Origin of the sequence: Agrobacterium sp. SORGH_AS_0440 (genome assembly GCF_031453135.1) — a bacterium.
Classification (GTDB): domain Bacteria; phylum Pseudomonadota; class Alphaproteobacteria; order Rhizobiales; family Rhizobiaceae; genus Agrobacterium; species Agrobacterium pusense.
Genome location: NZ_JAVIYR010000002.1, coordinates 1,364,945 through 1,389,680, shown reverse-complemented (window position 1 = coordinate 1,389,680; position 24,736 = coordinate 1,364,945). Strand labels below are relative to the sequence as shown.

The following is a 24,736-nucleotide window of genomic DNA, read 5'->3' as shown; positions in this document are numbered from 1 at the left end:
CCACGTTAAGCCAATTTCCCGGCGAGTTTTGAACAGGCTTTTGCGTCATTTGCAAGACGAACGCCGCTTTTCACGATTTAGCCGCCCAAATGCGTGGCGCTCTCTTTCAAAGTGCCCGCGACTTGCGTAGGCTCCGGCCTAAAAACAAAACCAACGGGGAAAGAATGGCCAGCAGCGAAACGCTCATCAATGCGCTTACCACACTTCTGGTCACACTCGATCCGCCTGGGCTTGCGCCCGTCTTTCTGGCGCTGACTGCCGGAATGACCCGTGACCAGCGCAGCCAGGTGGCGTTGCGCGGCTCCATCATCGCTTTCGGTATCCTTGCCGTCTTTGCCCTCTTCGGCCTCGCAATCCTCAATCTGCTCGGTATTTCGCTGGGCGCCTTCCGCATCGCCGGCGGCCTTCTGCTGTTCTGGATCGCCTTTGAAATGATTTTCGAAAAGCGCCAGGAGCGCAAGGAAAAGACCTCGGAAATCGCCATTACCAAGGACCATCTCCACAATCTCGCGGTCTTCCCGCTGGCCCTGCCGTTGATTGCCGGGCCGGGTGCTATTTCCGCCACCGTTCTGCTTGCCGGCTCAATGAAGACCACGGTCGAGATGGTGGTGCTCATCCTTATCCTCGCTTTCGCGATGGCTCTCGTTTACGCGGCCTTGATCGTCTCGGAACGGATGGACCGCTTTCTCGGCAATACCGGCCGCGCCATCCTTACCCGGCTTCTCGGCGTGCTGCTGGCTGCACTGTCGGTGCAATTCGTGGTCGACGGGATCAAATCCGCATTCGCTTTCTGAGCCGTCCCTGCGCGACACCAACGCAATAAATTCCTGCCACCGCTGAAATGCCGGAAAATCCTCCCTTAAATTCAGCTGGCGCTTCGGCTAAAAGACGCGTGTCATTTCGGATTCGAAAGTTATCTCCATGCGTTCCACGCTGCGCCGCATGATTCCCGATGCCGCACCCGTCAGCAACAGGGAAAGGCTCCGCTCCGCCACAGGCGCCTTCGTCGGCATACTGCTGACTGGCATTCTCGCCAGTTTCGCTCTTCGTTTCGATCCCACGCTGCCCGCCATGATCGCGCCGATGGGGGCTTCGGCCGTCCTGTTGTTCGCCGTACCCTCCAGCCCGCTGGCGCAGCCCTGGTCGATCCTGTGCGGGAATTTCGTCTCGGCTTTTGTCGGGGTGACGGTGGCGCTGCTGGTTCCGGATCCGTTCCTCGCAAGCGCGCTCGCCATCAGCCTGGCCATCGCCGCCATGATGGCGCTGCGCTGCCTGCATCCGCCGAGCGGTGCGGTGGCACTGACGGCCGTTCTGGGCGGCCCTGCCATACATGGCCTCGGCTATGGTTTCCTGTTGTGGCCGGTCGCCGGAAATTCGCTGATCCTTCTTGCCCTGGCCGTCGCTTACAACAATGCCACCGGCCGCGCCTATCCACACGGTCTGAAGCTTGGCAAGGCCGCGCACGGGACAGCCGATCCGACACCCATCCAGAAAATCGGCTTTTCCTCCACCGATCTCGACGACGTGCTGAAGGAATATGACGAGTTCATCGATATCGACCGCGACGCGCTGGAAACCATCCTGCGGAAGACAGAGTTGCGCTCCTACCGGCGTCGCGCGCTGCATCTCGATTGCGAAAGTGTCATGTCGCGGGATGTGGTCGGCGTCGCCCCTGATGACAGCCTGCGCCACGCGCATGCCCTGATGCAAAGCCATCATTTCAAGGCGTTGCCCGTCACCAATGACAGCGCCGAAATCGTCGGCATCGTCACCCAGACAGACTTTCTGGAAAAGGCGAGCTGGAGAAACGGTCGTCCCTCGATCGGTTTCCTGCAGCGGCTTCGCCTCATCCTGTCAGGCGCAAGTGCCCCCAACGATACGGTCAAGGACATCATGACATCGCCCGTTAAAACCGTGCGGCCGGAAACACCAATCGAGGAAGCAATCATCCGCTTTGCGGAGGAAGGATTGCATTATCTGCCTGTCATCGACGCCAGGGGTAAGATGGTCGGCATCGTGTCGCAATCCGATGTCATGGTGGCGATGCTGGCCGATAAAGTCGCGGCATAGACTGCCCCGGGCGTCGAAGTGTTCTTCTCTTAAAAAAAACGGCAAAGCCCGATGTCAGCGTCTCGCCTTCAAAAGGCGCTGCCACAGTGTGCCACCGAAGAACCGCCCGAGCACGACAAAATAGGCAATGATCAGCACAAAGGCGATAAAGGCGGGCGCACCGTTGAGGGCAAAACCTCCGGGCGTCCGCCCTCCCGCTACCGTCGCGACCAGAAATCCGGCGGCGAAAAACGCCGTCCAGAAGTCGAGAAAAAAAGCGAGGATGATGCGCCAGGTGGCGGGCTGTTTTGGCTGCAGGGTTTCGTCAGTCAAGCTCACCTCCTGTCACACGTTTCTTCGTCCCCGGTTCGATCAGAACGGGATATCGTCATCCATGTCGTTGGAGAATCCGCCCGAAGGCTGGTTGCCACCACGGGAAGAACCGCCGCGCGAGGAGGACTGCTGGTCGTAACCGCCGCCATAGCTGGAGCCGCCGCCGCTGCCATAATCATTACCGCCGCCGAAGTCGCCGCCGCCGCTACGGCCGCCGCCCTCACCGCGACCATCGAGCATGGTCAGCGTGGAGTTGAAGCCCTGCAGCACGATTTCGGTGGAGTAACGGTCGTTACCGGTCTGGTCCTGCCATTTGCGGGTCTGCAACTGGCCTTCGATATAGAGCTTGGCGCCCTTCTTCACATATTGCTCGACGACCTTGCACAGGCCTTCGTTAAACACGACGACCGTGTGCCACTCGGTCTTTTCCTTGCGCTCGCCGCTGTTGCGGTCCCGCCAGGTCTCCGAGGTGGCGATGCGCAGGTTGGCAATGGGTCGGCCATCCTGCGTCCGGCGGATTTCGGGATCAGCGCCCACGTTTCCGATCAGAATTACCTTGTTTACGCTACCAGCCATCTCGTCATCCTGTCCGCCGGCCATCATGACCGGCAATTGCATTTCAAAAAATTCGGCACACAATAGCTGCCGCCGCCCGCAAAGGGCACCGCAAGCATGGAACTATCCACAAAGAATAATCTTAAGCTGTGGGGGGCAGACATTCGCGCTTGCAATTCGTTCCTTTTTTGTTCTATTGAATTGCAGATTTCGAGTCAAGCATCGTGAAAAGCTGCGACCGATAGGGAATAGACCTCGACACGTCCGGCTGCGTCACTACATAAGGACGCGCCGCCATCCAGCCTGTTATTTTTGTCCGAGCCTTGTCATGAGTGAACTGAAGACGATTTCCATCCGTGGTGCCCGTGAACACAATCTCAAGGGTATCGATCTCGATCTGCCACGCAACAAGCTGATCGTCATGACCGGGCTTTCCGGTTCAGGCAAGTCGTCGCTCGCCTTCGATACGATCTACGCCGAAGGCCAACGCCGTTATGTCGAAAGCCTCTCGGCCTATGCGCGCCAGTTCCTGGAAATGATGCAGAAGCCGGATGTCGACCAGATCGAGGGCCTGTCGCCGGCAATCTCCATCGAACAGAAGACCACCTCGCGCAACCCGCGCTCCACGGTCGGCACGGTCACCGAGATCTACGACTATATGCGCCTGCTCTTCGCGCGTGTCGGTGTCCCCTATTCGCCGGCCACGGGCCTGCCGATTGAAAGCCAGACGGTCAGCCAGATGGTCGACCGCATCCTCGCTTTCGAGGAAGGCACGCGTCTTTACATCCTCGCGCCGATCGTGCGCGGCCGCAAAGGCGAGTACAAGAAAGAACTTGCCGAGCTGATGAAGAAGGGCTTCCAGCGCGTCAAGGTGGACGGCCAGTTCTACGAGATCGCCGACGTTCCTGCTCTCGACAAGAAGTACAAACACGACATTGACGTGGTGGTTGACCGCGCCGTCGTGCGCCCGGATATGGCCGCGCGTCTTGCCGACAGCCTTGAGACCTGCCTCAAGCTCGCGGACGGCCTGGCGATCGCGGAATTCGCCGACAAACCGCTGCCCGCAGAAGAAACGGCGGCCGGTGGTTCCGCCAACAAGTCTCTCAACGAGACCCATGAGCGGGTGCTGTTTTCGGAAAAATTCGCCTGCCCCGTTTCCGGTTTCACCATTCCGGAAATCGAACCGCGTCTGTTCTCCTTCAACAACCCCTTCGGCGCCTGCCCCAGCTGCGATGGCCTTGGCTCGCAGCAGAAGGTGGATGAGAACCTGATCGTACCGGAGCCGGCCCGTACCCTGCGTGACGGGGCCATTGCTCCCTGGGCAAAATCATCGTCGCCCTATTACAACCAGACGCTGGAAGCGCTCGGCAAAGCCTTCGGATTCAAGCTTTCGAGCAAGTGGTCCGATCTTTCGAAGGAGGCGCAGCACGCCATTCTTCAGGGCACTGACGACAAGATCGAGTTCAACTACCAGGACGGTGCCCGCTCCTACAAGACGGTCAAGAATTTCGAAGGCATCGTGCCCAATCTGGAGCGGCGCTGGAAAGAGACAGACAGCGCCTGGGCGCGCGAGGAAATCGAGCGCTATATGTCGGCAGCCCCCTGCCCAGCCTGCGCCGGTTACCGCCTGAAGCCGGAAGCGCTGGCGGTCAAGATCAACAAGCTGCATATCGGTGAAGTCACCGAAATGTCGATCCGCACGGCGCGCGACTGGTTCGAGGTGCTGCCGGAAAGCCTGAACGCGAAGCAGAATGAAATTGCCGTCCGTATCCTCAAGGAAATCCGCGAACGCCTGCGATTCCTCAACGATGTAGGGCTGGACTATCTCAGCCTGTCGCGCAATTCGGGCACCCTGTCGGGCGGGGAGAGCCAGCGTATCCGTCTGGCCTCGCAGATAGGCTCTGGCCTCACCGGCGTTCTCTACGTTCTCGATGAGCCCTCAATCGGCCTGCACCAGCGCGACAATGCGCGCCTGCTGGATACGCTGAAACATCTGCGCGATATCGGCAACACCGTCATCGTGGTAGAACATGATGAGGACGCCATTCTGACGGCGGATTATGTTGTCGATATCGGCCCGGCGGCCGGTATTCACGGCGGCCAGGTGATTGCCGAAGGATCCCCGCAGGAAGTGATGGCCAATCCGAAATCGCTGACCGGCAAATATCTCTCCGGTGAACTCGGTGTTGCCGTGCCGGCTGAGCGCCGCAAACCCAAGAAGGGCCGCGAGATCAAGGTTTTTGGCGCACGCGGCAACAACCTGAAGAATGTCACGGCCGCTGTGCCGCTCGGTGTTTTCACGGCCGTAACCGGGGTTTCGGGTGGCGGCAAATCCACCTTCCTGATCGAGACGCTCTATAAATCGGCGGCGCGCAGGGTCATGGGCGCGCGTGAAATCCCGGCCGAACACGACCGCATCGATGGTTTCGAATTCATCGACAAGGTGATCGATATCGACCAGTCGCCGATCGGACGCACGCCGCGTTCCAACCCGGCCACCTATACCGGCGCCTTTACGCCGATCCGTGACTGGTTCGCCGGCCTGCCGGAAGCCAAGGCTCGTGGTTACGCGCCCGGCCGCTTCTCCTTCAACGTCAAGGGTGGCCGCTGCGAGGCCTGCCAGGGCGACGGGGTGATCAAGATCGAGATGCACTTCCTGCCTGACGTCTACGTCACCTGCGATGTCTGCCACGGCAAGCGTTATAACCGCGAGACGCTGGACGTCACCTTCAAGGGCAAATCCATCGCCGACGTGCTGGATATGACGGTTGAGGAAGGCGTCGAATTTTTCGCCGCCGTTCCCGCCGTGCGCGACAAGCTGCAATCGCTCTTCGATGTCGGCCTCGGTTACATCAAGGTCGGACAGCAGGCCAATACGCTTTCAGGCGGCGAGGCGCAGCGCGTCAAGCTCGCCAAGGAACTGTCGAAGCGCTCGACGGGCCGCACGCTCTATATTCTCGACGAGCCGACGACGGGCCTGCATTTCCACGACGTCAACAAGCTGCTCGAGATGCTGCATGCGCTGGTGGAACAGGGCAATTCCGTGGTGGTGATCGAGCATAATCTCGAAGTCATCAAGACGGCGGACTGGATCATCGATATCGGGCCTGAAGGCGGTACGGGCGGCGGCGAAGTGGTGGCCACGGGCACGCCGGAAGACATCGTCAAGGTGGAGCGTTCCTATACCGGCCACTTCCTGAAGGAGCTTCTGGAGCGCCGGCCGGCCGGAAAACGGGAGGCTGCGGAGTAAGCCGCAGCTTTCGTCGCAAAGGTTCGAAAGGCCGAAGGCCGGAGGAGGAACTAGATATGTCGACATCAGGCACGATCCGCACCGGTATCGGCGGCTGGACCTTCGAGCCCTGGGAAGGCACTTTTTATCCCGAAAAACTGCCGAAAAAACGCCAGCTGGAACACGCCAGCCGGCAGCTCACGGCAATCGAGGTGAACGGCACCTATTACAGCAGCCAGAAACCGGAGACCTTTGCGAAATGGGCATCCGAAGTGCCCGAGGATTTCGTGTTTTCCCTAAAGGCAAGCCGCTTTGTCACCAACCGCAGGGTTCTGGCCGAGGCAGGTGAGTCGATCACGAAGTTCCTGACGCAGGGGTTGACGGAACTCGGGTCCCATCTCGGTCCCATCCTCTGGCAGTTTGCGCCCACGAAAAAATTCGACGCGGAGGATTTCGGTGCATTTCTGGCGCTGCTGCCCGAAAAGCAGGACGGGCTCACTCTTCGCCATGTCGTGGAGGTGCGCAACCCGACATTTCAGGTTCCGGAATTCATCGAACTTCTTGCCAGGCACAAGGTCGCCGTCGTCTGCGCTGACCATCACGATTATCCGATGCTGCCTGACGTAACGGCCGATTTCGTTTATTGCCGCCTGCAGAAGGGCGAGGACGACATCGAGACCTGCTATCCGAAAAAAGAGATCACGCACTGGGCTGAGCGGGTAAAGACCTATGCGAGGGGAGGTGTGCCGGACGATCTGCCGCTGATCGCGCCGGATCGGAAGGTTGAGAAGACCCCGCGCGATGTTTTCGCTTTCTTCATTACCGGCGGCAAGGTCAATGCGCCTAATGGTGCGCAGGAACTGCAAAAGGCGGTCTGAGCGCTTTCAGCCCGCCATGTCTTTCGTGGTGCTGACATCGATGCTGGCGAAAGCGGCCTCGATGACCTCCGGCCCTGCCCCGGGCCTCGTGGCATCGCTGGAGAGGATTTGCCGGAAACGGCGCGCGCCGGGCATGCCCTGAAACAGTCCGACCATATGGCGGGTGACGTGGTTGAGACGTCCGCCCGCGGCGATATAATCGGCGGCATAGGCCATCATCGCGTCACGCAGCGCCATCCAGTCCGGGTGGCGGGCTTCCTCGCCATAGATTCGATGGTCGACGTCGGCAAGGATGGAGGTGTTGTGATAGGCGGCCCGGCCGAGCATCACGCCATCCATATGCTGGAGATGTCCGCTCGCCTGATCGAGATCGGCGATGCCGCCGTTGATGCCGATAAAGACGTCAGGATTTTCCCGCTTCATGCGATAGACGAGGTCATAATCGAGCGGCGGCACTTCGCGGTTTTCCTTTGGCGAAAGCCCCTGCAGCCAGGCTTTGCGCGCGTGAACCCAGACCGCGTCCGCACCCGCCGCAACAACCCTCTTCAGAAAATCAGGAAGAACCGCTTCCGGCTCCTGCTCATCCACCCCGATCCGGCATTTCACGGTAACCGGCCCACTGGCGGCAGCCTTCATTGCGGCCACACATTGCGCCACCACATCAGGCTCGCGCATCAGGCAAGCGCCGAAGGTGCCGGATTGCACCCGATCCGAGGGACAGCCAACATTCAGATTGATTTCATCATAACCGTAGTCCCCGGCGATCCGCACCGCTTCGGCAAGCTTGGCCGGATCAGACCCGCCGAGCTGCAACGCGACGGGGTGTTCCTGAGGGTGATAACCGAGCAGCCTGTCACGCTGGCCATGGATGATGGCGTCGGCAACGATCATTTCGGTGTAAAGCAGCGCACGCTTCGACAATTGCCGGTGCAGAAACCTGCACCTCGTATCGGTCCAGTCGATCATGGGGGCCACGGCGAAGATTTTTTCGCCGCTTGCAAGCGCTTGTCTGTACATGGATTAACCTCTTTGCGCCGGCTTCTACAGCAAAGGACCGTAAAAAGCCAGTTTTGCAGGCGAGGCAATTTTGAACTGGAAATCGCGCCGGAATCGCGGGACAAGAATTGCACCCTATAAGACGACAGGAAATCCACATGGCCGCTACCGTCATCCCCGCCCCGAAGCCCGTTCTCCTGCCCGTCGAAGGCACGAGCGATCTGTTCCCTGTACGGCGGGTCTATTGTGTCGGCCGCAATTATGCCGATCACGCCATTGAGATGGGCCACGACCCCTCGCGCGAGCCGCCCTTCTATTTTCAGAAGAACCCGGACAACCTGCTGCCCGCAGGACAGGATTTTCCCTATCCGTCGCTCTCATCGAATGTGCATTACGAAGTTGAGTGCGTTGTGGTGCTGAAAAGCGGCGGAGCGGATATTCCGACGTCGGAAGCGCTGAACCATGTCTGGGGTTACGCCGTCGGTATCGACATGACACGCCGCGACCTGCAGGACGGGCTGAAGAAGATGGGACGTTCCTGGGAGGGCGCGAAGGCCTTCGAATATTCCGCGCCGGTGTCCCCCATCGTCCCAGCGGACAGGATCGGGCATCCCGCAACCGGCGCGATCTGGCTCGACGTCAATGGCGAACGCAAGCAGACGGGCGATCTCGCGCAGATGATCTGGAAGGTGCCGGAAGTGATTGCAGAGCTTTCCAAGCTGTTCACCCTTGCCGCTGGCGACATCATCATGACCGGCACGCCGGCTGGCGTTGGTCCAATCGTTCGCGGTGACCGCATAGAATGCGGCGTCGAGGGTGTCGGCACACTGTCGGTGACGGTCGTCTGACGCACGAACATAAGGGAGGACATCGACATGCCGCTTTACCGCCTTGCCGACCGTGTGCCGCAAACGCCTGCAGCGGATCGCTACTGGATCGCTCCCGACGCCAATGTCATTGGCTCAGTCACGCTCGGCGAAGACGTCGGCATCTGGTTCGGTGCAACGCTGCGTGGAGACAATGAGCCGATCATCGTCGGGCGCGGCACCAATATTCAGGAAGGCGTGATGGTTCACAGCGATCCCGGCTTTGCCGCAACGATCGGCGAAATGTGCACCATTGGCCACCACGCTATCGTGCATGGCTGTACCATCGGCGATAATTCGTTGATCGGCATGGGCGCGACGATCCTGAACGGCGCAAAGATCGGCCGAAACTGCCTCGTCGGCGCCAATGCTCTGGTGACGGAGGGGAAGGAATTTCCGGATAATTCCCTGATCGTCGGCTCGCCCGCGCGCGCTATCCGCACGCTTGATGACGACGCCGTGGCGGGGATTCGTCGCTCAGCGGAAAAATACGTCGAAAACTGGAAGCGTTTCTCGCAGGATCTGGCGATCATCGAAAGGTGATCGGGAGCGGGCAACAATACCCATTCCATCCATCGTCCGTCAGGCCGAGCAGGCGGCGCAAAGACCACGGATTTCGATGGTGGTCTTTTCCGCTTTGAACTTGCTGTCCTTCACCCAGCGCTCCAGCCGGTGATCGATCTCGTGATCGTGGAATTCCGTGACCTGCCCGCAGGACTCGCAGATGGCGAAGGCGACGGTGCCATGGTGACTGGAGCAGCACTCCGCCTGGGTATGGGTGCAGGCGACGAAGGCGTTAAGGCTCTCCAGCCGGTGCACAAGGCCATATTCCACCAGTTTTTCCAGCGCCCGATAGACCTGCAGCGGCGCGCGGAAACCATCATCGCGCAACTTGTCGAGGATCATATAGGCGCTGAGCGGCTGATGCGCGTTTGAAAGGGCGTTCATGACCAGCGACTGGTTCTTGGTGAGGTTCTGCTGGGTCTGCGCATTCATGACTTGCCTCCTTCATCCGCGGAGCGGGACAAACCCGGCGCCGGCAACAGGCTTACAACGAAGAGGATCACCGCGGCAACCACGATGGATGGACCGGATGGTGTATCGTAGGTGAGCGATCCGAAGAGGCCGCCAACAACGGCAACCGCACCGATCAGCGAGGCCACCACCGCCATTACCTCCGGTGTAGCGGAGAAACGTCTGGCGGTCGCAGCCGGTATGATGAGCAGCGATGTGATGAGCATGATACCGACCACCTTCATCGCGATGGCGATCACCAGCGCCATCAGCAAGGTGAAGATCAATTTCGCCCGTTCCGGTTTCAGCCCCTCGGCTTCCGCCAGCTCCGTATTGACGGTGGAGGCAAGCAGCGATCGCCACAGGAACACCATGGAGACGATGACAACCAGTCCGCCGCCCCAGATCAGTGCAATATCGCTGCGGGTGACGGCGAGAATGTCGCCGAACAGGAACGAGACGAGATCGATGCGGACCCAGCTCATGAAGGCAACGATGACAAGGCCGATCGCCAATGCGGAGTGGGACAGGATGCCCAGCAGCGCATCGGCGGACAGCGCCTGCCGCCGTTGCAGGAAAATCAAAAGGAGCGACACGGCCGACGCGACCAGAAACACGCTGACAATGAGGTTCAGCTGCAGCAGCAGAGACAGGGCAACACCCAGAAGCGCCGAATGGGCCATGGTATCGCCAAAATAGGCCATGCGCCGCCAGACGACAAAGCAGCCAAGCGGACCGGCTGTCAATGCAACCCCAATGCCGGCGACCATGGCGCGGACGAAGAAATCGTCAAACATGGCGTTCTCCCTGCCGCTGGTTAAGGTGGGCGTCGTCGTCACGTTCATGGCCGCAGCCGCATTCTCCATGATCATCGTGGCGGTGGCCGTGGTCATGATGGTCATGCCCGTGGTCATGATGAAGATCATGCCCGTGATGGTGACCATCCTCGGGGTGGCAATGGTCCGTCACCGTGCCATCCGCATGTTGCACCCGGCCGTCCGGCAAATGGGTGTGATCATGATGGTGACTGTAGACGGCCAGCCCCTTCGCCGCCGCGCCGCCGAACAGGCGCATATATTCCGGACTCTGGCTCACCGCCTGCGGTGTGCCGCGGCAGCAGACATGGCCGTTGAGGCATATCACCGTATCGGTTTCCGCCATCACTACATGCAGATCATGCGAGATTAACAGAATTCCGCAATTATTTGAATTCCTGATATTTTTTATCAGATCATAAAGCGCGATCTCGCCGGAGAAGTCCACCCCCTGCACGGGTTCGTCAAGAACCAGAAGGTCGGGCTTGCGGGCAATGGCGCGGGCAAGAAGCGCGCGTTGGAACTCGCCACCGGACAGATGCTGCACCTCGGCATTGGCAAGATGCGCGATACCGGTCGCATTCAGAGCGGCGTCTATTTCGCGGGCAGCGAGCGGTCCTGTCAGTGTCATCAGTCGGCGCACCGAAAGCGGCATTGTCCAGTCGACCGAAAGCTTCTGCGGCACATAGCCCACTTTCAGACCAGCCTTGCGGGTAACCACCCCCTCGGTTGGTTTGACGACACCAATCGCCATTTTCGCGCTCGTGGACTTGCCTGATCCGTTCGGCCCGATCAGTGTGACGATCTCGCCCTTGCTGACGGAAAACTCCACGCCGCGCACCAGCCAGCGGCCGTTGCGCTGGACGCCGGCATTGGCAAGGGAGACCAGTATCTCGTTACCCGAATGGGCGGAATGAAGCATGGGATTGTCCGTTTGGCGATGTTGCTTACCGCTATCGCATACGTTATAGAGTTACGCAATAAATGTAATAACATAACTAACGTTCTTCAAGTGGAGTGCATTTCATGAAATCGATCCTGATCCCGCTCGCGGCCTCCATGGCAATCGCGGTCGCCGCTTCCGGCGCCACCGCTGCACCCGAGGTCGTGGTGTCGATCAAGCCCGTCCACTCCCTCGTTGCGGCCATCATGCAAGGTGTCGGGGAACCACAGCTCATCGTCGATGGCGCGGCCTCGCCGCATACCTATAATCTCCGTCCGTCGAATGCACGCAAGCTCGAAACGGCGGATGTGGTTTTCTGGGTGGGTCCCGGACTGGAAGCATTTCTGGAGAAGCCGCTGGAAGCGCTGGCCGCCAAGGCGACTGTTGTGGAACTGGAAGATGCCAAGGGGCTAGAAAAGCTGCCCTTCCGTGAAGGGGGGCCCTTTGAAGCGCATGATCATGGCGAAGAAGGCCATGAGGCGAATGACGGTCATACCGAAAAGCCGGACGCGCACGAGCATGGTCACGAGCATGACGGAGGCGGTCACGCCGGTCACGACGGTGAGAGCCACGATGCCCATGAGCATGGCACCTATGACACACATCTCTGGCTTGACCCCGCCAATGCCAAGGCCATGGCCCAGGCAATCGAAACCGCGCTGATCGCGGCCGATCCCGGCAATGCCGCGATCTATCAGTCCAACACAAAGAAGCTGATCGATGATCTCGATACACTTGACGCCGAACTGGCCAAAACGGTTCAGCCGGTGAAGGACAAGCCGTTCATTGTCTTCCACGACGCCTACCAATATTTCGAACATCGCTATGGCGTGAAGACGGCGGGGTCGATCACCGTCAGCCCCGAAACCCTGCCGGGCGCGGATCGCGTCAAACAGATGCAAGAAAAGGTTCGCCAGCTCGGCGCGACCTGCGTTTTTGCCGAACCGCAATTCGAGCCTAAGCTGGTCTCGGTCATCACCGAAGGTACGGCAGCGAAATCGGCTACGCTTGATCCGGAAGCGGCAACGCTGGAGCCAGGCCCGGAGCTTTACTTCAAGCTGATGCGCGGTATCGCCGGGTCGCTGAAGAATTGTTTGTCCTGATGGGCACCTCATCAAGCCTGGCATGGCCAATGCGCCATGCCGGCTCGTTCTTGCGTGTGCCTTAAGGCTTCGGCGCCATGGAGGACCAGACCGGGCGGCTGATGCTCTGCAGAGTTTCCGCGGGCGCGCCGTTGATGCGGGCCAAAAGGGCTTTCGCAAGCTCCCTGCCCGCCAGTTTGATATCTTCATTGACGGTATGGATCTGCGGCTTGATCCAGTTCAGGAATTCGGCGGACTGTTTCGAGACGATGTCGATGTCCTTTCCGATTTTCACGCCCGCGGCCTCGAACCCGGCCACCAGCGCGATGGTGCTACTGCCACTGATCGAAACGATGCCATCGGGACGATCATCGGACTGCATGAGCCTCTGACCGAAATCGCGGATTTTTTCCAGCGGCGTTTCGATTGTAACGGTGTCCAACGGAAATTCGGTAAGGCCGAAATCCCTGATTGCCCGATTAAACCCCTTGCGAGCGTGGTCGTGAAACGAAAAACGTGACGGCGGCACGATGACGGCGATCTTCCTGCGTCCGCATTGAGCCAATCGCTCGACCGCTTCGTAGGCATAGGCCTCATTGTCAAAATCATGAAAGGCATGGTCGATGCCCATGTCCGAACGTCCATGGGTGACGAAGGGCATCTTGCGCTCCGTCATGAAACGGACTCGCGGGTCGTTAGGTTCGATCTTCGAAATGATGACGCCATCCGCCGATCCCGTTTCGAGAATGTAGCGGATCGGCACCATGGAATCCTTGGCGTGGATATGGGGCGTTACGACCAGATGATATTGGGTCGAGGACAGAACCTCGGTGATGCCGAACACCATCTGGCTGGTAAAACCCATCAACTCTTCATCGACGCTGAGAACGAGGGCAATCACATTGGTCTTGCCGGTGCGAAGGCGCACGCCGGCGCGGTTTGGCTGATAGCCGATCTGGCGGGCAATCAGCCGCACGCGCTCCTTTGTCTCCGCGCCGATATCAGGCGCATCCTTGAGCGCGCGCGAAACGGTGGTGATGCCGAGGCCCGTCATGTAAGCGATGGTCTTTAGGGTCGGGCGCTCGCCCGTCGTCACGGGCGCTTCGCTCCCGCCGGATTTACCAGTATCGTTCATGTCATTTCGCCATGCTTGACCGAACGGTGATCATAGATAGCTTTTACGTCGTTGCAAAGGCAAAGGTCCTCAACCGGGATCCGCTTTCCGCGCGGGAGCCCCTGTTTGGGCTATAACGATGTAGCTCGAAAAAATGTCCGGTTCTTACTGCGCTTTTCTCTCGCCCGCCCGTGATGGCTGCGTAGCCAATATATGATTTAATCATAAACATTTAAAAATAATAATAAATTATTGATATAAAATAGAAAAATACAATAACATTTAGAACGATCCATCCGGCCGCAATTGATGCGCCGTTCCAGAAATTTTTCCTGACATATGTTGTACCTGAAAGACATGACGGAATGGAGGTTTTACGGTAACGTTGCCGAAGGGAGGGTATCATGAGACCGAGCAAGCGGGCGTTTAGCCACTTGCGGCGTCCATCCTCCCCAGATTCTGACACAAGCCTGCATCACAATGCCGGCTTCCTATTTGAATTCATAAATGCAGGGTCCCGTCATGATTTCTTCCTCCACGCCCGAAACCGTCATCGATCTGGCAGGGCTCTGGCGCCTGACATCAGTGGACAGAGATCATACGACCAAGCTTACCGTCCCTGGGGATATCCATACGGCACTCAAAGATGCGGGCATCATTCCAGATCCCTACCACGGAGCCAATGAAAAGGCCGTGCAATGGGTGGCCCAGCAGGACTGGGTTGTTGAGCGAACGTTCATCCTCGATGAGGCGGACGCAAGCTGGTATCTCGACATCGACTATCTCGACACCGTCGCGATTGTCTTCGTGAACGACGTTCCGGTGCTCAGCGCGGACAATTGCTTCCGTCGCTACCGCCCTGATGTTTCCCGTGCAGTGCGCCCCGGTGAAAACACCATTCGCATCCATTTTCACTCCAATATAACCGCCGGGGCGGAGCGGCAGGCGCGCCAGCCGTTTTATATACCCTATCACCCGGGGAATTCGCCTATCGCCAATGGCAATATGCTGCGCAAGCCGCAATGCCATTTCGGCTGGGACTGGAACATCGCGATTGCGCCACTCGGGCTTTACGGCAAAATCCTGCTGAAACGGCTCGATACGGCCCGGATCGAGCATGTCGTTACCTCACAGCGCCATATCGACGGCGGCGTCGAGCTGCATGTGGCCGTCACCCTCTTTGCCGAGGGACCGGCAAGCCTCCCGGTTTATCTGTCTCTCAACGATGAAAGGCTGAGGCTCGATTGCGGCGTCGGCGCAGGCGAAACCGTGGTGCGTCACGTCTTCTTCGTGGAAAATCCGGAGCTCTGGTGGCCTGCCGGCAGTGGCGAGCAGACGCTCTACACGCTGATGGTGGAGCTGCCCGATGAGACTGTGACCCGGCAGATCGGCTTCAGGACCATCGAGCTTCTGACCGATAAGGATGAGGCTGGCAGCCGCTTCGCGTTCCGCATCAACGGCCGGGAAATCTTCTGCCGCGGTGCCAACTGGATTCCCGCAGATGCGCTCCATTCGCTCACCAGCCGGGAAAAAACCGAAGACCTCCTCTGCTCCGCGGTCGAGGCTAACATGAACATGATCCGGGTCTGGGGCGGCGGATTTTACGAGGAAGACTGGTTCTACGATCTCTGCGACCGTCTTGGCCTGCTGGTGTGGCAGGACTTCATGTTCGCCTGCAATCTTTATCCCTGCAGCGAGGATTTTCTCGATAATGTCGAACATGAGGTTGATTATCAGGTGAAACGCCTCTCCTCGCATCCTTCCATCGCGCTATGGTGCGGCGATAACGAGCTGGTGGGTGCACTGACCTGGTTCGATGAGTCCCGCAACAATCGCGACCGATATCTTGTGGCTTATGACCGACTGAACCGCACCATTGAAAAGGCCCTGAAAAAGGCCGCTCCCGAAGCGCTGTGGTGGCCATCAAGCCCCGCCTCCGGTTATCTCGATTATGGCGATGCCTGGCACGCGGATGGTTCCGGCGACATGCATTACTGGTCCGTGTGGCACGAGAACAAGTCATTCGACAATTACCGTTCGGTGAAGCCGCGTTTCTGCTCGGAATTCGGTTTCCAGTCCTACACCTCCATGCCGGTCATCCGCACCTATGCGGAAGACAGGGATATGAACATCGCCTCCCCCGTCATCGAACTGCACCAGAAAAATGCTGGCGGCAACGAGCGGATCGCCGGTACGATGTTCCGCTACTTCCGCTTCCCAAAGGACTTCGAGAATTTCGTTTATCTGAGCCAGGTCCAGCAGGCATTGGCTATCCGCACGGCCGTCGATTACTGGCGCTCGCTGAAGCCGCATTGCATGGGAACGCTATACTGGCAGCTGAACGACACTTGGCCGGTCGCCTCGTGGTCAAGCCTCGATTATGGCGGCGGCTGGAAGGCGCTGCATTATGCCGCCCGCCGCTTCTTCCAGCCTGTCACGGTTTCGGCTATCCCTGCGGAGGATGGACGCCGAATAAACTTCTCCATGGTGAATGACACGGCGGAAGACGTCGAGATCGACATGAATATCGTTGCCCTGACCATGGACGGCAACCGAGTGCCGTTGAAATCCGCCAACGGCACCTGCACGACCGACAAGGCGGCTACGCTGACCGACATCGACATGAGCAGCCTGCCTGACGGCGCCATCCTTGCCTGGAGCTTCATCGCCTCCAACGGCATGACCGGCGAAGGCCACCATGTGCGCGACACCTATAAAGCGCTGGAACTTCTGCCCGCCGGTCTGACACTCACCACCAGCTCACTGAAAAACGGGCAGTTCGAAATAGATGTCACCGCAAGCGGGCTTGCGCTCTTCGTCATGCTGGAGGCAGATCAGCCCGGGCGTTATTCCGACAACCTTTTCGATCTCGCCGCCGGCGAAACGCGGCGTATCATCTTCACCCCGAAAGCGGGCGGCGGACAGCCGCACTTCCGTGTCTTCGATCTTCATGGCTGCCAGTCCCCGCATTGAAACGACGCGGAGAAAGGCATAACCATCCTGTTCGGGAAGACAGGCTTCGCGGCCTGCCCTCATCAGTTCAAATGGTTGCCGGGTTCTTCGGCAGCCGATCATCAGCAAGTGGAGGAAGACCCATGGTTTGGCAACCGGCCGAAAACCGTTACACGTCCATGAAATATAATCATTGCGGAAAGACCGGACTGAAACTGCCGGCGATCTCGCTTGGACTCTGGCATAATTTCGGCAACGATACGCCGCATCAGACGAAACAGGCCATCTGCCGCCGTGCCTTCGATCTCGGCATTACCCATTTCGATCTCGCCAACAATTATGGCCCGCCGCCCGGCAGCGCCGAGACCGCCTTCGGCGAAATCCTGAGGACGGATTTCCGGGGTTATCGTGACGAGATGATCATCTCCTCCAAGGCGGGTTACAACATGTGGCCAGGCCCTTACGGCGAATGGGGCAGCCGCAAATATCTTATCGCCTCCTGCGACCAGAGCCTGAAACGCATGGGGCTGGATTACGTCGACATCTTTTATTCTCACCGTTTCGATCCCAACACGCCGCTTGAGGAAACCTGTGGTGCGCTCGATCAGATCGTGCGTTCGGGCAAGGCGCTTTATGTCGGCATCTCTTCCTACAATTCGAAGCGCACCCGCGAGGCCGCCGCGATCCTGAAGCACCTCGGTACGCCCTGCATCATCCACCAGCCGAGCTATTCGATGATCAACCGCTGGATTGAAGAAGATGGTCTCGTTGATACGCTGGAGGAACTAGGCATTGGCTCCATCGTCTTCTCGCCGCTGGCGCAGGGCATGCTGACGACGAAATATCTCGGCGGCGTGCCTGATGGCAGCCGCGCATCGCAGAGCAAGTCGCTCAACCCGGCTTTCCTCAACGAACGTAATGTCGAGAATATCCGGGCGCTGAACGGCATCGCCGAGCGGCGTGGCCAGACACTGGCGCAGATGGCCATCGCCTGGGTGCTGCGCGGCGGTCGCATCACCTCGGCGCTGATCGGCGCCAGCCGCGTCGAGCAGGTTGAAGACTGTGTGAAAGCGCTGGACAAACCGGATTTCACGACCGAAGAACTCGCTGAAATCGACCGCTACGCCAAGGACGCTGATATCAACCTCTGGGCAAAATCTGCCCAACGCGTCTGACCGAGGAGAGACCGCCCGGTTATTCCGGGCGGTCCCACCGCGTCAAGAAACTTCAAAACAAAAGATTAACTCCTGCCTCTAAGCCTTAACAACCATTACATAATTGTAATTTTAAATTCAGTTTCCGTTCATTCGTTTGTTCGTAAGTTCTTCTCATTGAAACACGAGAGGAAACTTCCATGAAAAAGTTCGTCACCATTCTTCTGGCTGCAACCGTTCTCGCGGCCCCGATGGCTCAGGCGCAGGGCCGTCACGATGATCGCCACCGCGGCGTCACCGTCGAGCGTCATGTCACGAAAAAGGTCATCGTCAAGAAGCACCGTTGGGATCGTGGTCAGCGCCTCTCGCCAGCAGAGCGTCGTCATTTCGTCGATCGTCGCGATTATCGCCGTTACCGCCTGGCCGAACCGCGCCGCGACCAGCGCTGGGTGCGCGTCGACAACCAGTTCCTGCTCATCAACGCCGTCAGCGGCCTGATCGTCGGCCTTGCCGCCGCTCGCTAATTTCAAGCACCGGTGAAATGAAAAAGGCCCGCTTGCGCGGGCCTTTATCTTTATCCAATGGCCGATCAGAAAATATCGGCGCCGCTGCCCCACGGGCCATGCGGCTTGTCCACGCCGTCGGTGCGTTCGAAACCATGCGCGCCGAAGAAGTCGCGCTGCGCCTGGATGAGGTTGGCGCTGCCGCGGCCGCGACGATAGGCGTCGAAATAGCCGAGGGCGGAAGCCAGGGCCGAAACCGGCAGGCCCGACAGCGCAGCGTAAGAAACGACGCGGCGTAGCGGCGCATCGGTTTCCTTGACGATGGCGGAGAAAGCCGGCGTCACGATGAGGTTGGCCACATGCGGATCCTTGGTAAAGGCCGAGGTGATCTCATCGAGGAACTCCGAGCGGATGATGCACCCGGCGCGCCAGATGCGGGCAATCGTCGGCATCGGCAGGTTCCAATTGAACTCCTTCGAAGCGGCCGACATGATGGCGAAGCCCTGCGCATAGGCACCGACCTTGGCGGCCAGAAGCGCGCTTTCCAGATCGGCGATGAAGGCCTTCCTGTCGGCCGGTGCGGCTGCAAGGGCCGGAAGGCCGAAGATCTTCTCGGCAGCTTCGCGCTCATCCTTCTGCGAGGAGAGAATACGGGCAGCCACGGCCGCTTCGATGGCGGTTGCGGCGACGCCCATGTTCTGCGCCTCGATGACGGACCACTTGCCCGTGCCCTTCTGGCCGGCCTTGTCGAGGATCAGATCGACCATCGGTTTGCCGGTGATCGGATCGGCGGCGCGCAGAACCTTTTCGGTGATTTCGATCAGGTAGGAATTAAGACGGCCCTTGTTCCATTCACCGAACACATCGGCGATTTCGGCAGCGCTCATCTTCAGACCGTCACGCAGGATGCCGTAGATTTCCGCGATCATCTGCATGTCGGCATATTCGATGCCATTATGGATGGTCTTGACGAAGTGGCCAGCACCATCATTGCCGAGCCATGCCACGCACGGATCGTCATTATATTTGGCGGAGATGGAGGTGAGCACTTTCTCGACGCGCTTCCAGCTGTCCTCGGTGCCGCCAACCATGATGGACGGTCCATGACGCGCGCCCTCTTCGCCACCCGAAACGCCCATGCCGATAAAGGTGAGGCCGCTGTCCTTCAGATTGTCGAAACGGCGGATCGTGTCGCGGAAATTCGCATTGCCCGCGTCGATCATGATGTCGCCGTTCGAAAGATGCGGCTTCAGGATTTCCATCTGCTGGTCGACCGGATCGCCAGCCTTGATCATGATGATGATCGGGCGCGGAGGACGAATGGCGGCAACGAATTCCTCGATGGTTTCGCAAGGGATCAATTGTCCCTGCAACTCGCCGGCTTCAGCGTAGAATTTTCTCGTCGCTTCAGGGGTTCGGTTGAATACGGCGATCTTGTTGCCCTTTTCGGCGATGTTGAGCGCCAGGTTAGAGCCCATGACGCCGAGACCGATCAAACCGATTTCTGCCTGTTCCACGGATGTGCCTCCATCTTGCTTTTTGGTGGTCGTGTTGTGGCACTGTAATCACCAAACGGCAAGGCTGGGCGTGACTGAAACGATTAAATTTTGATGACGCAAATCAGCTTTGCATATTTGCGGCAGGTCATGGCCCATTCGAAATCGAGGATCGCGGCCGGTTATCACCATCGTCCAGCGCCCGCCAGGCGGCCCCATCCATGTCCTCATACTGGCCCGAACGCACGGACCAGAGGAAGGCAAAAAGTCCAAGTGCGCCTAATAGCAGCGCAACGGGAATGAGATAGATCAGCATGTTCATGCCAGTTGCGCCCCCTCGCCCGCAAACCCGGTCTCTGGTTCATTCCGACGACCGACGGATTCAACCGATCCGGCGAGGCGCAATGCGTTGGCGACGACGATCAGCGAGGATGTCGACATGGCGATGGCCGCGATCATCGGCGTCGCATAACCAGCAATCGCGATCGGCACGGCAATGATATTATAGCCGATGGCAAGCGCGAAGTTCTGCCGGATGAGCTTTCCGGCCTGCTGCGATGTCTCGATCGCGAAAGGCACGGCATCGAGGTCCTCCTGCATGAAAACAAAATCGGCGGCCTGCCGACCGATATCGGCCGCGGTGGCGGGCGCCATCGAAACATGTGCGGCGGCGAGCGCCGGCGCATCGTTGATACCGTCTCCCACCATCAGGACTTTGTGCCCTTCCCCGGTAAGCGAGGCGCAACGCGCCGCCTTGTCCTTCGGCGACAGGTCCGCGCTCCAGTTGGCGATCCCCAGCCGGTCGGCCATGGCGCTGACAGCTGCTGCCCGGTCACCCGAAACGATTTCCTGAGCCAAACCCCGCACCGACAGGCTGCGCAATGCCGCAGCCGCACCTGCGCGCGGATTGTCATCGAAACCGAAGCTCGCCAGAAGGCGGCCATCGAGTGACAACACCACCTCCGACCGCGCATTGCCGTTGTCGGCACCCTCATCATCCGGGCACGCGAAACGGCGGTTACCGAGCCGATAGGTTCCCACACCAGTCTTCGCCTCGACGCCCGAACCCGGGATTTCATGCACCGTCTCATACGCCGGCAAAGGGCCGCTGTAGGCGGCATGCAGAGCTTTTGAGAGGGGGTGGCGGGAATGGGCAGCAAGTCCTGCCGCAATTGCCATGGTGGCGGGCTTTACCTCGCCCGTCTCGACCAGTCGCGGCCTGCCGATGGTCAATGTGCCGGTCTTGTCGAACAGTACGGTATCGATCTCCGCCAGTCGCTCCATGGCCGACCCTTCCTTGACCATGATCCCGTGCCGGAAAAGCCTTCCCGCGGCCACCACCTGCACGACGGGAACGGCAAGGCCGAGCGCGCAGGGGCAGGTGATGATGAGAACCGCGATGGCGATCAGCATCGCCTGCTTCCAGTCGCCACCGAAGAAACCCCATCCGAGAAACGACACAAGCGCCAGAAGATGGACGACGGGCGAATAATAGCTTGCGGCCCGGTCGGCAATACGGCGGTAACGCGCTCGCCCACCTTCGGCCGCCTCCATCAGACTGATGACCTCCGACAGGAATGAATCCCTGGCCGAGGCGGTCACCCGGGCCACCAGCGAACCGGTAAGGTTCAGCGTACCCGCCTGCAGGCTGTCACCCGCCGCAACACGCCGTGGCGCGCTTTCACCATTGACGATCGACATGTCGAGATCGCTGCTGCCACTCTCGACCACCGCGTCCACCGCCACACGGTCTCCTGCCGCTATCGCAATCGACATTCCCGGCTCGATATCAGCAAGCGGGCGGTATTCGCGTGTTCCGTTCTCACCGAGGACGGTCGCGCCCCGTGGCGAAAGCCGGGCGAGCCCGGCAATCGCCGAACGAGCCTTGTCGCGCATGATATGATCGAGCGTGCGGCCGATCAGCAGGAAGAACAGCAGCGACACCGTCGCATCGAACCAGGCATGTTCACCGTGGTGGATCGTCTCCCACAGCGAAACGGCATAGGACAGCGTGATGGCCAGTGCGATCGGCACGTCCATGTTTGTGCGGCCGTGTTTCAGCGCGCTCCAGGCCGACTGATAAAAGAAACGCCCACCGTAGATCAGCGCCGGGGCGGCGATCATCGCCGAAATCCAGTGAAACATGTCGCGCGTCGCCGCATCCGCGCCGGACCAGACGGAAACGGACAACAGCATGATATTGGCCGAGGCAAAGCCGCATAGCGCAACCGCCCTGATCAGCTGCGAACGCAACGCGTCGGAAGCGTCCTGACCACTGGCGAAAAGATGCGTGCGGTATCCCGTCGCCAGAATGGTGCGGGCAAGGTCGGCGGGATCGGTCCTGACACCCTCGACCTCTTCTCTCCAGACAATCGCAATACGCTTGGACGAAAGGTTCAACCGCGCCCGCTCCACCTGCGGCAAGCGGCCGAGCGCGCTCTCCACGGTGGTGATGCAGGCGCCGCAATAAACATCCGGCACGCTGAGATCGGTCTGGCGGAGACCCTGCCCGAGATCACGGCTTGCCAGCATCAGCTCCTCTGACGACGGTGGATTGACCGGATCGGCAAGTTGCAGCGATCCTTCTGTCCCCGGTGCACAACAGCTCATTGGCGCCCCCTGACAACGGCGATCCGCGTGCCCTCGTGCACGATGATCCGGCCGTTCTTGACGGCTGTAATTTCTACGATCCACTGACCCGGCAGCATGTCATGCGGGCCGGTAAAGACCCCTTTGGCAACCGGGGTCAGCTCCATGTCGAAATTCTGGCGCTCCCCGACGGGCCGGCGAAAATGCGCGATCACCTGATCGGTATCGACCGGGCCGGTATCGGGATGAAAGACCTCGTAGCGGACCGTCCTTTCGTCCACCGCAAGTTTACCCTTGATGCCGGTCGCCGCCCTCGCCTTGGCTGCTTCCGCCTTCGCGTTGAACTGCTGGCTGGCTACATAGGTATTCGGCACGACAAGCCCGCTCCAGCTGTTGACCGCGTTCCAGGCCATCACCATGTTGACGGTGATGACGGTGCCGAAAAACAGCAGCATGACGCCCAGCATATGCCAGCCGGTAAAAGTGAAACCGGACGTGTGACGATTGTTCACGGTCATTTTGTCGCTCCCGGAGCGTTGAAAACAGCGTCATAGCGGGCCGTCTCATGGCCGCCCGTATCGCTGACGATAAACTCGAAATTTTCCGCGGCCCGAGCGACGCGCCCGCCCGGCCGGGTGACGAAGACCTTCAGCGTCGTCGCTTCATCCGGCTCCACCGTCACCTCAAGGGCACGCGCGGCCGCATCGGGCATACCGTTTATCTTCATCACTGCATCAGGAAGGCCATTGATGGTCAGGCTCATTGTGCGCGGCTGCGGCACCATGTTGAGGATGCGCACGGTGTAGCCGTTGCGGATGGATCCGTTCGATTCCAGCACATATTGCGGATTGCGGTCGTGAAGAACATTGAGAGCCAGCCGCTCGCGCGTCACCAGCGCAAACAGCATGCCAATGCCGACAGCCGCCCAGATGGCAGTATAAAGCAGTGTGCGCGGACGGAAGATAATGCGCCAGTTGAAGTGGCGCACGCGCTTGCTGAACTTGCCGTCTTCCTCACGCACGTTGGCTGGGCGGATTGCGTGCTGACCGTTGCCGGTCGCGAGCGCCATGTTGGATTGATACTCGGCAAGCGTGGCATAGGCGATCAGGCCACGCGGCTTGCCGATCTTGTCCATCACCCCGTCGCAGGCATCGATGCAGAGCGCGCAGGTGATGCATTCCAGCTGCTGCCCGTCCCTGATGTCGATGCCCATGGGACAGACCGCGACGCAAGCGTTGCAATCGACGCAATCGCCGACGCTCTCCCCCGCTGCGGCGGCCTTTTTGGCGTGCCGCGAGCGTGGCTCGCCGCGCCAGTCGTTATAGGTGACGACAAGCGAATTCTCATCCAGCATCGCCGCCTGAATGCGTGGCCAAGGGCACATGTAGGTGCAGACCTGTTCCCGCATCAACCCGCCAAAGACATAGGTCGTGGCGGTGAGGATGGCGACGGTCGAATAGGCAATCATGGGCGCCTGGCCGGTGACGAATTCCCGCGCCAGCGTCGGCGCATCGGCGAAGTAGAAAATCCAGGCGCCGCCGGTCAGGGCGCCAATCACCAGCCAGATCGCGTGCTTCAACACTCGCTTGCGGAGTTTGCCGACTGTAAGGGGCGCGGCGTCCAGCTTCATGCGTGCATTTCTGTCACCCTCGATCGCCCGTTCGACGACGAGAAACAGGTCCACCCACACTGTCTGGGGACAGGTGTAACCGCACCACGCACGTCCCACGGCGGACGTGACGAGAAACAGCCCCAACCCCGCCATGACCAGCAATCCCGCGACGAAGAAAAATTCCTGCGGCCAGATTTCGATGAAAAAGAAATAAAAGCGTCGATTGGCGATATCGATCAATACCGCCTGATCGGGCGCATAGGGGCCACGGTCCCAACGCAGGAACGGCGTGAGATAATAAATGCCGAGCGTGACGAGCATGACAAGCCATTTGAACCGCCGGAACCGACCTTCCGCGCGCTTGGGAAAAATCTTCCTGCGTGCTTCGTAAAGCGGTTTGCGCGTTTTTGCGGAATTGACGGCCTCCGCGTCCAGCCTTTCAACGGGCTGCTGCTGGCGTTCCTGTCCGGCGCGATAGATGTTCATGATAGGAGTCCGGTTTTTATCTCCTTGCTTTCTCCCATCTCTGCGGTGAAACATCCTTGACTTGCATCAA

Annotated in this window: 22 protein-coding genes; 10 read left to right on the top strand and 12 right to left on the bottom strand. The window is 59.5% G+C overall.

Annotated elements, in window-relative coordinates; translation table 11 throughout:
* Window positions 1-164 precede the first annotated feature (164 nt).
* Together QE453_RS16075 and QE453_RS16070 are read left to right on the top strand one after the other, a co-directional pair.
* Window positions 165-794, top strand: coding sequence for a MarC family protein (locus QE453_RS16075; protein WP_035208833.1), 630 nt, complete (start codon window positions 165-167; stop codon window positions 792-794).
* A 127-nt stretch (window positions 795-921) separates the two neighbouring features.
* Window positions 922-2,070: an HPP family protein gene (locus QE453_RS16070; protein WP_309777438.1), complete on the top strand. Its 1,149-nt coding sequence runs from the start codon at window positions 922-924 to the stop codon at window positions 2,068-2,070.
* Between the two features lie 54 nt (window positions 2,071-2,124).
* Here the strand turns inward: QE453_RS16070 and QE453_RS16065 are convergent, their stop codons facing one another.
* Both QE453_RS16065 and QE453_RS16060 read right to left on the bottom strand, forming a co-directional pair.
* The gene (locus QE453_RS16065) at window positions 2,125-2,388 is read right to left on the bottom strand and encodes a hypothetical protein (protein ID WP_234823715.1); all 264 of its coding nucleotides are present in this window, start codon (window positions 2,386-2,388) and stop codon (window positions 2,125-2,127) included.
* Window positions 2,389-2,421: 33 nt separating this feature from the next.
* On the bottom strand, window positions 2,422-3,000 hold the full coding sequence (locus QE453_RS16060; RefSeq protein WP_048902810.1) for a single-stranded DNA-binding protein: 579 nt from the start codon (window positions 2,998-3,000) through the stop codon (window positions 2,422-2,424).
* A 265-nt stretch (window positions 3,001-3,265) separates the two neighbouring features.
* Between QE453_RS16060 and uvrA the strand changes: the two genes are divergently transcribed.
* The gene (gene uvrA, locus QE453_RS16055) at window positions 3,266-6,187 is read left to right on the top strand and encodes an excinuclease ABC subunit UvrA (protein WP_077987108.1); all 2,922 of its coding nucleotides are present in this window, start codon (window positions 3,266-3,268) and stop codon (window positions 6,185-6,187) included.
* 56 nt (window positions 6,188-6,243) lie between these two features.
* Window positions 6,244-7,044, top strand: coding sequence for a DUF72 domain-containing protein (locus QE453_RS16050; RefSeq protein ID WP_244404991.1), 801 nt, complete (start codon window positions 6,244-6,246; stop codon window positions 7,042-7,044).
* A gap of 6 nt (window positions 7,045-7,050) precedes the next feature.
* Here the strand turns inward: QE453_RS16050 and dusA are convergent, their stop codons facing one another.
* Window positions 7,051-8,061 (bottom strand): tRNA dihydrouridine(20/20a) synthase DusA, encoded by a 1,011-nt coding sequence (gene dusA, locus QE453_RS16045; protein WP_004441712.1) that lies wholly within the window; start codon window positions 8,059-8,061, stop codon window positions 7,051-7,053.
* Between the two features lie 137 nt (window positions 8,062-8,198).
* On the opposite strand from dusA, the gene QE453_RS16040 reads away from it, so the two are divergent.
* Together QE453_RS16040 and QE453_RS16035 are read left to right on the top strand one after the other, a co-directional pair.
* The gene (locus tag QE453_RS16040; RefSeq protein ID WP_309777434.1) at window positions 8,199-8,888 is read left to right on the top strand and encodes a fumarylacetoacetate hydrolase family protein; all 690 of its coding nucleotides are present in this window, start codon (window positions 8,199-8,201) and stop codon (window positions 8,886-8,888) included.
* 27 nt (window positions 8,889-8,915) lie between these two features.
* Window positions 8,916-9,449, top strand: a complete 534-nt coding sequence (locus QE453_RS16035; protein ID WP_045534843.1) for a gamma carbonic anhydrase family protein — start codon at window positions 8,916-8,918, stop codon at window positions 9,447-9,449.
* A 39-nt stretch (window positions 9,450-9,488) separates the two neighbouring features.
* Here QE453_RS16035 and zur read toward each other — a convergent pair whose 3' ends face one another.
* Genes zur through znuC form a run of 3 tightly spaced genes read right to left on the bottom strand, consistent with a single transcriptional unit; the run spans window position 9,489 to window position 11,657 of the window.
* On the bottom strand, window positions 9,489-9,902 hold the full coding sequence (gene zur, locus QE453_RS16030) for a zinc uptake transcriptional repressor Zur (RefSeq protein ID WP_004441705.1): 414 nt from the start codon (window positions 9,900-9,902) through the stop codon (window positions 9,489-9,491).
* Window positions 9,899-10,717 carry a zinc ABC transporter permease subunit ZnuB gene (znuB, locus tag QE453_RS16025; protein ID WP_309777433.1) on the bottom strand — a complete coding sequence of 273 codons (819 nt, stop codon included), beginning with the start codon at window positions 10,715-10,717 and terminating at the stop codon, window positions 9,899-9,901. The genes zur and znuB overlap by 4 nt, the downstream gene beginning before the upstream one ends.
* Window positions 10,710-11,657: a zinc ABC transporter ATP-binding protein ZnuC gene (znuC, locus tag QE453_RS16020; RefSeq protein WP_113380625.1), complete on the bottom strand. Its 948-nt coding sequence runs from the start codon at window positions 11,655-11,657 to the stop codon at window positions 10,710-10,712. The genes znuB and znuC overlap by 8 nt, the downstream gene beginning before the upstream one ends.
* 104 nt (window positions 11,658-11,761) lie before the next feature.
* Between znuC and znuA the strand changes: the two genes are divergently transcribed.
* A complete protein-coding gene (znuA, locus tag QE453_RS16015) occupies window positions 11,762-12,781 on the top strand; it encodes a zinc ABC transporter substrate-binding protein ZnuA (protein ID WP_107339691.1) in 1,020 nt (339 codons plus the stop codon).
* A gap of 61 nt (window positions 12,782-12,842) precedes the next feature.
* On the opposite strand, the gene QE453_RS16010 is transcribed toward znuA, so the two are convergent.
* Entirely contained in the window at window positions 12,843-13,895 is a 1,053-nt protein-coding gene (locus tag QE453_RS16010) for a LacI family transcriptional regulator (RefSeq protein WP_034495714.1), read from the bottom strand.
* 486 nt (window positions 13,896-14,381) lie between these two features.
* Here QE453_RS16010 and QE453_RS16005 point away from each other — a divergent pair, with 486 nt between their 5' ends.
* From QE453_RS16005 to QE453_RS15995, 3 genes are all read left to right on the top strand, one after another.
* Window positions 14,382-16,847 carry a glycoside hydrolase family 2 protein gene (locus tag QE453_RS16005; protein WP_309777430.1) on the top strand — a complete coding sequence of 822 codons (2,466 nt, stop codon included), beginning with the start codon at window positions 14,382-14,384 and terminating at the stop codon, window positions 16,845-16,847.
* Between the two features lie 122 nt (window positions 16,848-16,969).
* Window positions 16,970-18,001 carry an L-glyceraldehyde 3-phosphate reductase gene (mgrA, locus tag QE453_RS16000; protein ID WP_309777428.1) on the top strand — a complete coding sequence of 344 codons (1,032 nt, stop codon included), beginning with the start codon at window positions 16,970-16,972 and terminating at the stop codon, window positions 17,999-18,001.
* 179 nt (window positions 18,002-18,180) lie between these two features.
* Window positions 18,181-18,504 (top strand): RcnB family protein, encoded by a 324-nt coding sequence (locus QE453_RS15995; protein WP_004441687.1) that lies wholly within the window; start codon window positions 18,181-18,183, stop codon window positions 18,502-18,504.
* Window positions 18,505-18,569: 65 nt separating this feature from the next.
* On the opposite strand, the gene gndA is transcribed toward QE453_RS15995, so the two are convergent.
* The 5 genes from gndA to ccoG form a co-directional block, all read right to left on the bottom strand.
* Entirely contained in the window at window positions 18,570-20,000 is a 1,431-nt protein-coding gene (gene gndA, locus QE453_RS15990) for an NADP-dependent phosphogluconate dehydrogenase (protein ID WP_006697538.1), read from the bottom strand.
* 127 nt (window positions 20,001-20,127) lie between these two features.
* The gene (gene ccoS / locus QE453_RS15985) at window positions 20,128-20,301 is read right to left on the bottom strand and encodes a cbb3-type cytochrome oxidase assembly protein CcoS (protein WP_004441684.1); all 174 of its coding nucleotides are present in this window, start codon (window positions 20,299-20,301) and stop codon (window positions 20,128-20,130) included.
* Complete coding sequence (locus tag QE453_RS15980) at window positions 20,298-22,589, bottom strand: copper-translocating P-type ATPase (RefSeq protein ID WP_309777426.1); 2,292 nt, start codon at window positions 22,587-22,589, stop codon at window positions 20,298-20,300. The genes ccoS and QE453_RS15980 overlap by 4 nt, the downstream gene beginning before the upstream one ends.
* A complete protein-coding gene (locus tag QE453_RS15975) occupies window positions 22,586-23,086 on the bottom strand; it encodes a FixH family protein (protein ID WP_004441680.1) in 501 nt (166 codons plus the stop codon). Before QE453_RS15975 ends, QE453_RS15980 begins: the two co-directional genes overlap by 4 nt.
* Window positions 23,083-24,666 (bottom strand): cytochrome c oxidase accessory protein CcoG, encoded by a 1,584-nt coding sequence (gene ccoG / locus QE453_RS15970; protein WP_309777423.1) that lies wholly within the window; start codon window positions 24,664-24,666, stop codon window positions 23,083-23,085. Before ccoG ends, QE453_RS15975 begins: the two co-directional genes overlap by 4 nt.
* Window positions 24,667-24,736 lie beyond the last annotated feature (70 nt).